12 protein-coding genes are annotated in these 14,288 nt (G+C 41.0%); 7 read left to right on the top strand and 5 right to left on the bottom strand.

Annotated elements, in window-relative coordinates; all coding sequences use genetic code 11:
- The first annotated feature begins 61 nt into the window (after nucleotides 1-61).
- Both F3J02_RS00505 and F3J02_RS00500 read left to right on the top strand, forming a co-directional pair.
- On the top strand, nucleotides 62-691 hold the full coding sequence (locus F3J02_RS00505; protein ID WP_167246708.1) for an alpha/beta hydrolase: 630 nt from the start codon (nucleotides 62-64) through the stop codon (nucleotides 689-691).
- Nucleotides 692-783: 92 nt separating this feature from the next.
- On the top strand, nucleotides 784-1,854 hold the full coding sequence (locus F3J02_RS00500) for a DUF2157 domain-containing protein (protein ID WP_167246706.1): 1,071 nt from the start codon (nucleotides 784-786) through the stop codon (nucleotides 1,852-1,854).
- Here F3J02_RS00500 and rtcR read toward each other — a convergent pair.
- Nucleotides 1,839-3,455, bottom strand: a complete 1,617-nt coding sequence (rtcR, locus tag F3J02_RS00495; RefSeq protein ID WP_167246704.1) for an RNA repair transcriptional activator RtcR — start codon at nucleotides 3,453-3,455, stop codon at nucleotides 1,839-1,841. The two genes, F3J02_RS00500 and rtcR, sit on opposite strands and share 16 nt — an antisense overlap.
- Nucleotides 3,456-3,522: 67 nt before the next feature.
- Between rtcR and F3J02_RS00490 the strand changes: the two genes are divergently transcribed.
- From F3J02_RS00490 to rtcA, 5 genes are all read left to right on the top strand, one after another.
- A complete protein-coding gene (locus F3J02_RS00490) occupies nucleotides 3,523-4,485 on the top strand; it encodes a ribonuclease Z (RefSeq protein WP_167247828.1) in 963 nt (320 codons plus the stop codon).
- Between the two features lie 293 nt (nucleotides 4,486-4,778).
- Nucleotides 4,779-6,050, top strand: coding sequence for an RtcB family protein (locus tag F3J02_RS00485; protein WP_167246702.1), 1,272 nt, complete (start codon nucleotides 4,779-4,781; stop codon nucleotides 6,048-6,050).
- A 2-nt stretch (nucleotides 6,051-6,052) separates the two neighbouring features.
- Nucleotides 6,053-6,436 (top strand): hypothetical protein, encoded by a 384-nt coding sequence (locus tag F3J02_RS00480; protein WP_167246700.1) that lies wholly within the window; start codon nucleotides 6,053-6,055, stop codon nucleotides 6,434-6,436.
- Nucleotides 6,437-6,448: 12 nt separating this feature from the next.
- Entirely contained in the window at nucleotides 6,449-6,907 is a 459-nt protein-coding gene (locus F3J02_RS00475; RefSeq protein WP_004639341.1) for a DIP1984 family protein, read from the top strand.
- Between the two features lie 258 nt (nucleotides 6,908-7,165).
- Nucleotides 7,166-8,224 (top strand): RNA 3'-terminal phosphate cyclase, encoded by a 1,059-nt coding sequence (gene rtcA / locus F3J02_RS00470; protein ID WP_167246698.1) that lies wholly within the window; start codon nucleotides 7,166-7,168, stop codon nucleotides 8,222-8,224.
- A gap of 193 nt (nucleotides 8,225-8,417) precedes the next feature.
- On the opposite strand, the gene F3J02_RS00465 is transcribed toward rtcA, so the two are convergent.
- From F3J02_RS00465 to pheA, 4 genes are all read right to left on the bottom strand, one after another.
- Nucleotides 8,418-9,878 carry an aminoacyl-histidine dipeptidase gene (locus F3J02_RS00465; protein ID WP_167246696.1) on the bottom strand — a complete coding sequence of 487 codons (1,461 nt, stop codon included), beginning with the start codon at nucleotides 9,876-9,878 and terminating at the stop codon, nucleotides 8,418-8,420.
- 103 nt (nucleotides 9,879-9,981) lie between these two features.
- Nucleotides 9,982-10,365 carry a hypothetical protein gene (locus F3J02_RS00460; RefSeq protein ID WP_004653914.1) on the bottom strand — a complete coding sequence of 128 codons (384 nt, stop codon included), beginning with the start codon at nucleotides 10,363-10,365 and terminating at the stop codon, nucleotides 9,982-9,984.
- A gap of 290 nt (nucleotides 10,366-10,655) precedes the next feature.
- Nucleotides 10,656-12,905, bottom strand: coding sequence for a bifunctional prephenate dehydrogenase/3-phosphoshikimate 1-carboxyvinyltransferase (locus F3J02_RS00455; RefSeq protein WP_167246694.1), 2,250 nt, complete (start codon nucleotides 12,903-12,905; stop codon nucleotides 10,656-10,658).
- Nucleotides 12,906-13,030: 125 nt separating this feature from the next.
- Nucleotides 13,031-14,140 carry a prephenate dehydratase gene (gene pheA, locus F3J02_RS00450; RefSeq protein WP_005204264.1) on the bottom strand — a complete coding sequence of 370 codons (1,110 nt, stop codon included), beginning with the start codon at nucleotides 14,138-14,140 and terminating at the stop codon, nucleotides 13,031-13,033.
- Nucleotides 14,141-14,288 lie beyond the last annotated feature (148 nt).

Genomic DNA, 14,288 nt, shown 5'->3' with positions numbered 1-14,288 from the left:
GTGTTCTCGTTCAGTTTTATCGGTAAAATAGTGGATTCTTCCATTATCCATTGCGTATCTTATGTCTGAGCAATTATTCATCCAAGGTCCTGTTGGTCAAATCGAAATGTTTGTTGATCAGCCCCAAGGTGAAATCACAGGTTTTGCTGTCGTCTGCCATCCACATCCTCTACAAGGTGGTACACCGCATCATAAAGTCCCTGTACTACTGGCTCAGATTTTTAATGAAATGGGGTGTGTGGTGTACCGTCCAAGTTTCCGTGGCTTAGCTGGCAGTGAAGGTAAACACGACCAAGGGCATGGCGAAACCGATGATATTATGGCTGTGATTGAATACGCACGTGAGAAGCACGCAGGTTTAACCTTCTATGCGGGTGGTTTCAGTTTTGGTTCTCATGTACTCGCAAAATGCCAAGCACAACTCAGCAATGAGTTACGTCCAAAACAATTGGTGTTATGCGGCTTGCCAACAGGATCGGTGGTGGATTTACGCCACTACACAACTCCTGCAATTGACGGCGATATTTTATTTGTTCATGGTGAACAAGATGATATTACCCTGCTCTCAGATATGATTGCGTGGGCAAAACCACAAAAGCATCCGATTACAATTTTGCCAGGCGCCAATCATTTCTTTACTGGCTATCTAAAACAATTACGCCAAGTGATTGCTCGCTTTTTAAAACTGTAGACTTAACAACAAATTACTAAGAAAAATATACGTGTTTTGAATCCAATGTCTGTTATATCACTATAGATGTACAGACATTAGGTTCTTTAATAATGAAATTAAATAAAAAACAGGGACTTTTTTTAAAGCAAACCATTGAACATTGGCAACAACAAGGCACAATTACGCCTGATGTCGCCAATCAGTTAAAGCAGAGTTTTTCGATACGACCTTTTGACTGGGAGCGACTGGCAAAATATTCATTTTGGATTTCGATGATTTGTGCCGTGATTGCTGTTGCCGCAATTACAGCCGATAAATTATTAATGGAACTGATTGAAAAAATCTTTATCGATTCAAAAATCATCCCTTGTCTCATTTTCGCTGCGGTTGCTGCAACCTTTTATGGTTTTGCATATCGTCGACGCAGAACCAAACCATTGCATCAATTTAGCAATGAAGCCATTATTTTCGCAGGCGTGCTGTCTACCGCAGCGTCTGTCGCCTATTTCGGGCAAGCGATTGATACCGGCAGTGGGCATTTCTCTTTGTTATTCCTACTCTCCACCATTATTTATGCCGCACTTGCCTTCTGGTTTCCTTCTAAACTGATTTGGGTATTTTCCTTGCTTTCGCTCGGTTCATGGTTTGGGACAGAAACAGGCTATATGTCAGGTTGGGGTGCCTATTATCTTGGGATGAACTTCCCTTTACGCTTTGTCTTGTTTGGTGGCGTATTGATTGGCTTAAGCCTACTCTTTAAACGCTATGCGCATTTTAGAGATTTTGCACACTCAACCTATGTCATGGGCCTGTTATATCTATTTATTGCCTTATGGATTCTATCGATCTTTGGCAATTATGGTGACTTAGGGAGCTGGTATAGCGTCAAGCAATATGAACTGTTGCATTGGGGCGTGCTATTCGCATTTATTGCCATCATCGCGATTGTCTATGGCTTAAAACACGATGATGCCACCTCACGCGGTTTTGGTATCACCTTCTTATTTATTAACCTCTACACCAAGTATTTTGAGTTCTTTTGGAATGGCATGCACAAAGCCATTTTCTTTATCTTGCTCGCTGCGTCTTTCTGGTGGATTGGCCGACATGCCGAAAAACTTTGGAACTTAGAGTTTCTACCCAGCCAATCACAAATAAAGAAAGATCATCCAGCTGAATGATTACCAAAGTCACTCCAACTCAAGCCAAACCGAGCCAAATACTTTTTGACTCGGTCGCTGTCATTGGTGGTGTTACGTTGTTGGCGTGAAGCAGCAAATAGTTGGCGCCCAGCATCCGCCATTGACTTGGCATTTTCACAAACTTGAAGTACACCACGCAGTTGAATCTGATCAAACTCATCGATCTCACCCAGCTGAGTTTGATCTAAATATTTGAGTAAAATATCTGCTTCTTTAAATTGGTCTTGTGTGGTTTGAATCGACCACAGTTGCTTTAAACGCTGAATCTCCTTTACCACCGTTTCTGAACGGATCAACTCACCACTGGATAATGTCGCCAACCGCGTCACACTGGCAGTCAAATCACGAAAATTTCCCTGCCATGATGCTTCTTTCGACTTGGCAAATTTCAAATACACATCAAGTGCATCACGTTGAAAACGTAATTGTCGCTGGTGATTTGCCGAAAAGCGTTGCAACTCGAACTCAATATTAGGGGCAATATCTTCAATTCGATCTTTAAGATTGGGTAAAAAGAAAGTCCATGTATTCAATCGTGCCCATAAATCCTCACGGAAACGGCCTGCTTGCACTTCTGCTCTTAGATCTCTATTGGTCCCCGCAATCAGCTGAAAATCCGCCTGAACCTCTTTATCACTTCCGACTGGAAAAAAAGATTTATCTTCAAGCGCTTTAAGCAACATCGCTTGCTCATCTAACCCAAGCTCACCAATTTCATCCAGAAATAAAATACCTTGATCAGCACTTTTTAATAAGCCTGTTCTTGGAGCCGCTGCGCCAGTAAATGCACCCTTAATATGACCAAACAAACTGGACATGGCGCTATCACCACGAAGCGTCGCACAGTTCACATCAATAAAACGCCCACTTAAATGAAATTTGTCTTTCTTTAATTGAAAGATTTGTTTGGCTAAATGTGATTTACCAACACCAGTTGCCCCCATAATCAAAATCGGTGCACTCGAACGTGTAGCAACCAACTCAACTTCGGTAATCAATTGATTAAATTCATGGTTATAGGTTGAAATATTGGCTTTAAGTTGTTGCCAGTTTTGTTGTTGCTCATCTTCAAAACGTTGCTTTAAAACATCATAGCGAGATAAATCTAAATCAATGATGCGATATTCACCTTCTGGCGTTTTCTGTTGATTTGGTGCACTTTGAATCAATTTGGCAGGTAAATAATTGGTATCAACCAGTAGATACCAACAGATTTGAGCAACATGCGTACCCGTGGTGATATGTAAAAGATAGTTGTTTTTCTCAGTATCAAAGGGATAACTTTTCACAAAGTCATATAGCGCACCATAGACCTCAGCAAAATCCCAAGGATCACGAATACTCACTCGTTGACCTGATACTGTGGTTGATGGCGACACATCCTGAGCATCTTCAGCAATAAATTTGACTAGATTATGATGCTGTCGATCATGCAATAGTACCAGTTCATCTACAATCAGATCTTCATGCATCAAAAGACTGAGGGTTGGACGCCAACGTTGCCAACGATCAGGACGCTTCCCTTGATCTAAAGTAGAACCCACAAAACCAATGACAACAGTTTTTTTTGCATTCGCCATAATTTCTATAATATTTTATATATATCTATCATATACAATACGCAATTCAATGAAAAATTCCAACAATATGCTTCATTTTACTTTTTTAGGCACATCTTCTGGTGTACCCACACTCACACGCAACGTTTCAGCTTTAGCGATCCGTAATAGCAAGAATAAAGATTGGATTTTAGTTGATGCAGGAGAAGGTACACAGCATCGCATTCAACAAGCTAAACTCTCATTACAAAGCCTAGTTGCCATCTGCATCACCCATGTACATGGTGATCATTGTTATGGATTGGTCGGCTTATTGGCGAGTGCAGGTATGAATGCCCGTACTGCACCTTTAACCATTATTGCTCCAAAAGAAATTCAACAATGGATTAAAGCCACAGCTCAACTGACCGATCTGCATTTGCCCTATCCGCTCAACTTTATCGATGTGAATGAAGCTACTCAAATACTACAAATAACAGATGAACTTTCGATTCAAGCCCACCCACTCAGTCATCGTGTACCCAGTTTTGCATTTAGTATTATTGCGCAATACACCCAAAAGAAATTAGATACCCAGGCTTTAATTCAGCTCGGCGTAGCAAAAGGTAAAGTTTGGGGCGATTTACAGCAAGGCTTAGACGTCCAGTTTAATGAACAAACCTTAAAAGCAGCTGATTTTATTCAAATCCAAACACAACGTGCACATACGATTGTCGGTGGAGATAATGATCGTCCCGAGTTGTTGGCACAAACTTGTCAGGATGCCCAACTTTTGATTCATGAAAGTACCTACACCCAAGCCATTTTAGATAAAGTAGGTTCAGGCCCTATGCATAGTTCAGCAAAGATGGTTGCAGAATTTGCTCAACAACAAGGTCTAAGCAACCTGATCTTGACGCACTTTAGCCCACGCCATCAAGATAATGCTGGACAACAAGCCATCGCTGAAGAAGTCCAACAGTTCTATCAAGGCAACTTCTACTTGGCTCATGATTTTGATCAATTTAGCTTAGATGAGGCAGGTCGACTTTCAAAAATCGATAAATCCTGATAGATCCCCTGATATATGATCTATTAACCCCCAATATATCTAATCTATCATTTTAGATACTTAAATATCCTTTAAGATATATAAATATCGACAAAATCACCTACGCACATGTTTATGAAAAATATTTAAAAATTTATTTTTAATAATTATCAATATCTTAAAATTATTTATAGTTGGTTTTTAAAAAGTTGGCACAGTCACTGCAATAGTATAAGCACACAATATCATTGGGATCTTGTGAATATCACCTGCCTGCAAACGCTTGGCAGGCAGGCTTTGAAAGGAAAATGAAAATGTCTGTCGTTGAACAAATCAACCAACAAGCTCAATTTGAACAAGAACAGCAACAACGTGCTTATCAAGTTCTAAAAGATAAAACGAGTATGCCAGTAAAAATGTGGACCAATGGTGTACTTGTTGACGACAACTCAAAACAACAATTACTACAAACAGCACAAATGCCCTTTATTTATAAATGGATGGCAGTGATGCCAGATGTTCACTTTGGTTTAGGTGCAACCATCGGAAGCGTGATTCCAACCAAAGGTGCAATTATCCCTGCTGCCGTAGGTGTTGATATCGGATGTGGAATGATGGCAACTCGTACCAACTTAACTGCTTCTGATTTACCCGATAACCTATATGCTTTACGCACTGAGCTTGAACGCTTAATTCCACATGGAATGACCAAAGGCCGTGGACGAGATAAAGGTTCTTGGGAAACACCACCTGAAATGGTAGATCAAGCTTGGGCAGATTTAGTTGCTGATTTTGAGTTCATCTGTGCAAAGCACCCTCGACTAAAAAATACCAACAACCGAAAACAGCTAGGGACACTAGGTACAGGAAATCACTTTGTAGAAGTTTGTTTGGATGAACATGATCATGTTTGGATTATGTTGCACTCAGGTTCTCGCGGTGTCGGTAATGCCATCGGTAATCATTTTATCGAGCTGGCGCGTAAAGATATGCAAAAGCACTTTATTAATTTACCGAATAAAGATTTGGCTTATTTGGTCGAAGGAACTGAACATTTTGATGATTACTGGTTTGCTGTGGGTTGGGCACAACGCTTTGCCATGAAAAACCGTGAAATCATGATGCAGTCTGCCATTAAAGCCTTAACAACGATTATTCCGAAACCGTTCCAAGCACGATTAGAAGCCGTGAATTGCCACCATAATTACGTGGAAAAGGAAGAACATTACGGCGAAGAAGTGATGGTGACCCGTAAAGGCGCTGTGCGTGCACGTTTGGGAGAGTATGGAATTATCCCAGGTTCCATGGGTGCCAAGTCCTTTATTGTTCGTGGGCTTGGAAATCAAGAATCGTTCTGTTCATGTTCACATGGTGCAGGACGTGTAATGAGCCGTGCCGAAGCAAAACGTCGCTTTACCGTAGAAGATCAGATTGCGCAGACTGAAGGTGTGGAATGCCGTAAAGATGCTGCTGTAATTGATGAAATTCCGTCGGCCTATAAACCGATTGAAGATGTTATGAAAGCACAACAAGATTTGGTTGAAGTGGTGTATACATTAAGGCAAGTGGTATGTGTTAAGGGTTAATCATGAAAAAGGATTGTTTAGATATTCGAAGCTATAGAATCAGGGCAAATGCGGAAGACCATCTCGTGCTCCCTGAGCAATCCTATTTCATCATCTTGGTTGTGGATGCTGAACAAATCCTACCTGAATGGCGTAATTCGATTTGTGAGCAGATTGTCTATTCAAAACGATGCATTCAAGCAATGGTGACAGGACATGCATGCTCTATTTGGGATGATATCCTAGATGAAACCTATCTAGGTTTTTATAACTATCAACCACCAGTCAATCATTGCTTCATGACAACTTGGCATGAAAATGAAATTTTAGAAGATATTACCGAATTCGCAAAATTTAGTATGCAATTGGAAGATGTTTCAAGCTTAGTCATTGTACATATTGAATAAAAGGTAAATAAAATGAAACTCGCAGAAGCACTTTTACTTCGAAGTGATCAACAAAAAAAGCTCGCTTCATTAAAACAACGGATCAATGCCAATGTATTGGTACAAGATGGTGATGAACCAAGCGAAGATCCAAATGAACTGATAAAACAGGTATTTGCTTTAACCCAAGAAAGCAATCAATTGATTTGTCGTATTCATTTAACCAATGCGCAAGCAAAGCTAGAGGATGGCAAAATATTGCTGTCCCTATTAAGCTTACGTGATAGTTATGCTGAACAACATAAGATTCTCGTTGATGCGATTGCCAATACCCATCGTGAACCTGATCGTTATAGCTCACGTGAGATTAAATGGCAAAAAGTTATCCCTGTTTCTAGCTTGCAAAAACAAGCCGATGATATCAGCGCGAAATTACGTGATTTAAATATTAAAATTCAGGCTGCAAATTGGCAGATTGATTTAGTCGAATAGACAATAGATTTTGTGAATTTAGTTCACAATCACAGTTTGGACATACTGGGCGAGTACAAGATCCTGCATTACTCCGATCTGAGGGATTGAAAATAATTCAGGCGGCTATGGCAGCATGTGAGCCGTGCATCAATCTTCACTGATTAGGCTCAGCACCATGTACCTAGTAAACCTTTGCCAAAAGCAAAGTCACGCGTTACTTCGCATTACCATGTACTGACAGTATGTTCATTAAATTAGAAAATAAGGAAAATAGAAGTGAATAAAGCTTTGGCAAATATGCCAGCAACCATCCAAATTGATGGTTCACAAGGTGAAGGTGGTGGACAAATTTTAAGAACCGCCCTTGCCCTTTCGATGATTACAGGTCAGGCATTTGAATTAATCAACATTCGTGCTGGACGTAAAAAACCAGGCTTAATGCGTCAACATTTGGTCTGTGTACAGGCATCTCAACACATCAGCCAAGCCTATGTGGAAGGTGCTGAGCTCCATAGCCAGCGTTTGTACTTCGCACCACAGCATGTACAAAGTGGAAAATACCAATTTCAGATTGGTTCGGCAGGAAGCACAACACTGGTTTTACAAACCCTGTTACCTGCTTTGTTATTGCAAAATGAAGCCAGTGATCTCACAATTTCTGGGGGTACTCACAATCCACTTGCACCAACGGCAGATTTTATCGAGCATTGCTTTTTACCAGCATTAGAAAAACTTGGAATAGAGGTAGAGTTTAAGTTAAACAAAGCAGGTTTCTTTCCGATTGGTGCTGGTGAAATTCAAATTAAGATTCAGCCATGGCAACATCGAAACAAGTTAAGTCTATTAGATCGTGGTACTTTGCAAAGTACTGAGGCTTTTGCAGCAGTATTAAACCTTTCCGAAGAAGCGCAAATCGCACAGCGGGAATTAGCGACTTTAAATAAAAGACTAAAATTGGATACTCAGCAGCAGTTCCATTTAAGTGGGATCAGCCAAGGCAATACGGCGTATGTCAAAGTTAAGCATAAAAATTACGTTCAGCTATTCACCGCTTTAGGTGAAATGCGCAAAAGTGCAGAACAAATTGCCAATTATTTGGCTGAACAAGTGAAGCAATATATTGTTTCTCAAGCTACGGTGGATGAGTATTTAGCAGATCAGTTGTTATTGCCTTTGGCATTGGGACAAGGGGGCGAATTTACGGCACAATGTATTAGTGAGCACACCCATACTCAGGCTGCGATGATTGAAAAATTTATTGATTGTGAAATTGAATTTATCGAGGTGGATAAAGCGCTATTTCAGGTCAAAGTAATTCATGATAGCAAAACTTAAAATTCCATTATTTTGTATTTTTCTTCCACAATCAGTATTGACTATCGTGGAGGTGGCATGGATGCCACCCTGTTAGACTGCGGTAATAAGGACGTACTGTCAGTCTAACAAAAGGGTTTTGTTACGTTTGCCCAGTCAAAAGTAAAGTATATCCTCTTCCTAAAACTTTTGATTACTGAATCTTAAGAAGCAATTAGTTGATAGATTCCAGCGCTGTCACCAGTAACTTCCAGCATTTATCTACAGTATCCACTTTAACTCTTTCTCCTGGCGCATGCGCTCCCTGAATATCAGGTCCAAAAGACACCATCTGCAAATCCGGATAATGTTCCGCAATAATGCCGCACTCCAAACCCGCATGAATCACTTTCAAGTTCGGCTCAATTTTAAATGCGGATTGATAAGCTTGTTGTAAGCATTTCAATGCAGCCGAATCTGGATTCGGTGTCCAACCTGATACCAACGGTGTTAATTCAGATTGAATCTGGAAATTGGCAAAGTGCTGCTGAATGCTCTGAGCAAAGCTTACCGCCTCTTGGTTCACCATTGAACGAACCATAATCAAAGTTTTGGCTTCGTCTTTAGTCAGTTTGACCACACCAATATTATTCGAGGTCTCAACTACATCAGGTAAAGCACTACTCCACTTGGCAATCCCGTATGGACAACTTGCCAATGCCTGCAACCAAGCTTGTTGCTGCTGCAATATCATAACTTCATTTATCGGGTTGGCATTTTGCTGTACGGTGATTTGCAACTGATCATCAATACCCTGTAATTTTTTCTGCCATTCAACCTGTGTTGCTGCAACGGCTTTTTCTAAATCAGCCAATTTTTCAATTTCAATGGCAATGGTTGCCACAGCTTCACGTGGGATGGCATTACGTGCTGTTCCACCGACAAATTCAACCAGTCGGCCATTTGATTGCGCTAAATAGTCATTAAGGAAATTGGCTAAAATCATATTGGCATTACCACGACCCAAATGAATATCAACCCCTGAATGGCCACCTTTTAAACCTGATACTAACAGATCAACATAAATTAAATTTTCAGGTACAGTTTCATATTCAGGTGATTGCTGTACTTCCAGATCAATACTGCCTGCACAGCCAAGATACAACTCGCCCCATTCTTCGGTATCAATATTAAATAACCACTGTCCAGTTAACACACCTGACTCAAGTAAACGAGCGCCACTCATTCCTGCTTCTTCATCAATGGTGAGCAGAACTTCAATCGGTCCGTGCGCGATATCGCTGGATTCTAATACAGCCAGTGCGAGAGCAACTCCAATACCATTATCGGCACCCAAGGTAGTATTTTCAGCAATCAACCAGCCATCTTTTAATACAGGTTGAATGGGATCTTTAAAAAAGTCATGTTGCGTACCACGATTTGCCTGAGTCACCATATCTAAATGACCTTGCAAAATCACACCTGCAACCTGTTCTTTACCAGTTGTTGCAGCTTTTCTAATAATTAAATTACCAATGTCATCGACATAAGTTTCTAGGTTGCGCTGTTCCGCCCAATCTTTTAAATGTTGTCTGAGTTGTTGTTCATGCTTAGATGGTCGAGGAATCGTACATAAGGTCTCAAAATGTTGCCAAACTGCTTGGGGTGATAATTTAGAAAAATCGACCTGTATCATGCACCTATACTCTCAAATAAAGCGTTTAAACGAATATACACCATACACCCAAACGGCAATGATGTTAAATCACTTCAATTAAGATTTTATGCTCAAAATTGACTTAGCTTTTCCATACAAATTGGGAAAAACTATGCTCCGCTTTTAAGCTATTTTCAACAGCCTGAGCCAATTGGCGGATAATACTTTGTGTCTCAATACGCTCAAACCAAGCTTGTTCTTGCTGTGGATTGGCTGAGATTTCACAGAGAATATGTCCTTCGGTATCTTGTTGCGAACATAGAATTGAAAGCGGTAATTGATGATTGTCGATACGCACTTCAATCTTTTCATGCTCATGACGAATATGTTGTGCATCAAAACCATATTGTTCTAATTGTTTATACAGCAATGCAGCCACGTACTCTTGCGTGATATAGCATTCATTCGGTGGATGATCAACCACCCCATGTTTTGGGCAATCTGCTATAAATTGCAACGTTTTCATGCTATTCCCTCTATTTTTATGTTTTAACTCTGGATCACAGAGTAAATCCGACGCGAACGGTAAGAATTATTATATATACAATTGTCTTTAATAGATTAGCTGATTGTCTTAGTTCTATTGCTAAATTGATAAATTTAGACCCGATTAGATATGTACATCTACAAACTCAGCATTTTTATTATTTAAGCGTTTTCGCTTTATGTTTAGCCAATTGTTTTTCTGAATATACTTATAAAAAAAGCAGCATTTAACTTAATTAATCAAGCTAAACACTGCCATTTCAGATCAACTTATGGATTCACAACCTGCAAATCTAAACCTGCTGTATTTGCAAGTTCGGTAAAGGTTGGGAAACTAGTTGCCACAGTTTCTGTACCATGAATGGTGATGTTACCTGAAGTACGCAAACCAGCCATACTAAAACTCATAGCAATACGGTGGTCATGGTGTGACTCAATTTCACCACCAGCGAAAATAGCAGACCAATCACCTGATTTACCTTTACCTTCAATGATGATGCCATCATCGGTTGGGGTACAGTCAATGCCCATAGTTTTCAAACCATCTGCCATTACTTGAATACGGTCAGATTCTTTAACACGCAGCTCAGCCGCACCTGTCAACACTGTTTGACCTTCTGCACAAGCCGCTGCTATAAATAATGCAGGGAACTCATCAATGGCTAATGGTACTTGGTCTTCTGGCATATGAATGCCTTTGAGTGTTCTAGAACCTTTGATATGAATATCTGCAATAGGTTCACCGCCTGCAATACGTTCATTTTCTACGGTTAAGTCAGCACCCATTTGCTTCAAGATTTCGATCACGCCTGTACGCGTTGGATTGATCCCAACCGCTTCAAGGACCACATCTGCACCTTCAGTAATCGCAGCACCAACCATAAAGAATGCAGCAGATGAAATATCAGATGGTACTTGGATATCCGTACCAACTAATTTCCCGCCACCCACAAGCGAGATTTTATTGCCTTCAGTTTTCACATCATAACCAAAAGCACGCAACATACGTTCAGTATGATCACGCGTTGGTTCTGGCTCAGTCACTGAAGTTTCACCCGCAGCCCATAAACCCGCCAATAAAATGCCTGATTTCACCTGAGCAGACGCCATTGGTAAATCGTATTGAATCCCTTTAAGGGCTTGGCTACCTGTAATGCTGACAGGTGGCGTGCCTTTCTCACCGGTGGTTTGGATGAGCGCACCCATTTCACGAAGTGGTTTCGCAATACGTTCCATTGGACGTTTAGACAATGACGCATCACCAGTCATCACTGAATCAAATTTTTGCGCAGACAACATGCCAGATAGCAAACGCATACTGGTGCCTGAGTTACCCATATACAAAGCACTTGCTGGCGCTTTTAAACCGTGCATACCGACACCATGAATAGTGACTTCACCATTCTTCGGTCCTTCGATGCTCACACCCATGTCTCGGAATGCTTGTAAAGTTGCGAGAGCATCTTCACCTTCCAAGAAGCCTGTGACATGTGTTGTGCCTTCTGCAATCGCACCAAACATGATTGAGCGATGTGACACAGATTTGTCACCCGGTACGGTGAATTTACCTGTAAACGTTTTCTTTCCCGGTAAAATGGTAAATTGCTGTGTCACCTTGTTTTTCTCCATCAAAGGTTTTTTGGCCAACATATGGTTAAAGTGCTGACGTGCTGCTTGAGCATGCCCGAGCAGTCCCATCAACGCTTGCGAATCTTCCTGTTCAATCAATTTCTTTAAAACTGACAATTGCTGTTCAAAGCCATCAACAGCGTTCAGAATTGCAGTTTTATTGGCAAAGAAAATATCATGCCACATCTGTGGATCGCTGGCTGCAATACGCGAGAAGTCACGAAAACCTCCAGCAGCATAGCGGAAAATATCCAGATTATCTTCACGATTTGCCAGTTGCTCGACCAAATTAAATGCCATCAAATGCGGTAAATGACTGGTATGTGCCAATACTTCATCGTGTTTGGTGACATCCATGCAAATCACTTCGGCTTTTGCTGCAGACCAAAGTTGAATCAGTTTTTCAACCGCCCAATCAGCACTGGTCGGAAGTGGTGTCAAAATCACTTTATGATTGACGAATAAATCAACTTTACCTGCATGTACGCCTGTATGTTCTGCCCCAGCAATCGGATGCCCTGGTACAAAACCGACAGGTAAATCTTCACCAAATACAGCTTTAGCAGCTTCAACCACATTACCTTTGGTACTACCGACATCGGTAATAATGACGTTGTCTGCAAGATAAGGCTTGATCTGTTCCAGCACTTTTTGTGTCGCACGCACGGGCAATGCTAAAACAATTAAATCGGCATCCTGAACTGCTTCTTCTGGCGTTGCATAACCGTGTTGAATAAGGCCGAGTGCCTTAGCATCTTCTAATGTTTTTTTTGAGCGTGTTGAAGCTACAATTTGAGATGCAAGTTGTTCTGCCACAATCACACGAGCAAGACTCGACCCAATCAGTCCAAGCCCAATAAATGCAACTTTCTTAAATAATGGTTGAGACATAAAACATATTTGCCTATGTAAAAATCCCCCCTAACCCTTCTTTAAAAAGAGGGGAAACTCCTTCCTTTTTAAAGGTCTTGCGCAGTTATACTGCTCAGGAGGGATTCAAAATACAATAAATAGACCTATAAAACAGCGATTGGATACGAACCGAGTACGCGTAACTCTTTCACCATTGGACGGATTTCTTCCAATGCCGCTGCAACATTTTCCTGACCGATATGTCCTTCTAAATCAATAAAGAACACATAAGCCCATTTCTCAGGCAATGCAGGACGCGTTTCAATACTGGTCAAGCTGATTTGATGCTTGGCAAATGGTGCAAGAATTTCCAATAAAGCCCCCGCACGATCATGCGCAGAGATCAATAACGAGGTCTTGTCATTACCACTTTGAGGAATCTTCTCACGACCAATCACAAGGAAACGTGTGGTATTTTCAGGATTATCTTCGATATTGCTATGTAGAATCTCAAGGTTGTACATACTTGCCGCAATATCAGATGCAATCGCTGCTGAATGCCATTCGTTACGGATACGACGTGCCGCTTCCGCATTTGAGTTTAGCGCGACACGCTCTACCCCAGGATAATGTGCATCTAACCACTTACGGCATTGTGCCAAAGTTTGCTGATGCGCATAAATCTGTTTAATGCTGTCTTTGCGCGTATTTTCAGATACAAGGAATTGATGATGAATACGAAGTTCAACCTCACCAATCACATTAACTGTCGATGATTTAAAGCAATCCAGAGTATGGTTCACAATACCTTCAGATGAGTTCTCCACCGGAACCACACCATAATGTGCACTACCCGCTTCAACTTCACGGAACACTTCGTCAATGGTTGGCAATGGGCGTACAACAGCATCTTTACCAAAATGCTTTAGCACAGCCGAATGCGTATAAGTCCCTTCTGGTCCGAGGAATGCAATACTTTGTGGTGCTTCAAGTGCCAAACATGCTGACATGATTTCACGGAATAAACGCGCCATAGTTGCATCAGACAAAGGTCCCTGATTACGCTCCATGACTTTGCGCAACACTTGAGCTTCACGTTCAGGGCGATAAAACAGCGGATTCTCTTCGGATGCAAATTTCGCTTTGGCTACAGCTTCTGCAAGCGTCGCACGGCGGTTGAGTAACTCTTGGATTTGTTGATCAACACTATCAATATCGTTACGAATTTGTTCTAAATTAAGTGAATTCGATGTGTTTTGTCCATCGTTTACCATTGAATGCAGCCTCAGCAAAATCATCTATAAGAATGGATTACAATTCATCTGTGAATTGATTATCCGAGCTAGTATAACAACACTTTAAGCTATTAAACACGCTGAGTTTTAACTCTTTTTATTACCAAACTTTATTGATAATGATTTT

Source organism: Acinetobacter sp. Tr-809, assembly GCF_011753255.1.
Lineage (GTDB): Bacteria > Pseudomonadota > Gammaproteobacteria > Pseudomonadales > Moraxellaceae > Acinetobacter.
Note: the sequence above shows the minus strand (reverse complement) of the source record. Positions and strands in the feature narration are given on the sequence as shown.

Coding starts and splice junctions, on each gene's coding strand:
- pheA (WP_005204264.1), bottom strand. CDS start 14,140: ATGGTAAACGATGGACAAAACACATCGAATTCACTTAATTTAGAACAA.
- F3J02_RS00480 (WP_167246700.1), top strand. CDS start 6,053: ATGAAAAAGGATTGTTTAGATATTCGAAGCTATAGAATCAGGGCAAAT.
- F3J02_RS00485 (WP_167246702.1), top strand. CDS start 4,779: ATGTCTGTCGTTGAACAAATCAACCAACAAGCTCAATTTGAACAAGAA.
- rtcR (WP_167246704.1), bottom strand. CDS start 3,455: ATGGCGAATGCAAAAAAAACTGTTGTCATTGGTTTTGTGGGTTCTACT.
- F3J02_RS00455 (WP_167246694.1), bottom strand. CDS start 12,905: ATGTCTCAACCATTATTTAAGAAAGTTGCATTTATTGGGCTTGGACTG.
- F3J02_RS00490 (WP_167247828.1), top strand. CDS start 3,523: ATGCTTCATTTTACTTTTTTAGGCACATCTTCTGGTGTACCCACACTC.
- F3J02_RS00460 (WP_004653914.1), bottom strand. CDS start 10,365: ATGAAAACGTTGCAATTTATAGCAGATTGCCCAAAACATGGGGTGGTT.
- F3J02_RS00505 (WP_167246708.1), top strand. CDS start 62: ATGTCTGAGCAATTATTCATCCAAGGTCCTGTTGGTCAAATCGAAATG.
- F3J02_RS00500 (WP_167246706.1), top strand. CDS start 784: ATGAAATTAAATAAAAAACAGGGACTTTTTTTAAAGCAAACCATTGAA.
- F3J02_RS00465 (WP_167246696.1), bottom strand. CDS start 9,878: ATGATACAGGTCGATTTTTCTAAATTATCACCCCAAGCAGTTTGGCAA.
- F3J02_RS00475 (WP_004639341.1), top strand. CDS start 6,449: ATGAAACTCGCAGAAGCACTTTTACTTCGAAGTGATCAACAAAAAAAG.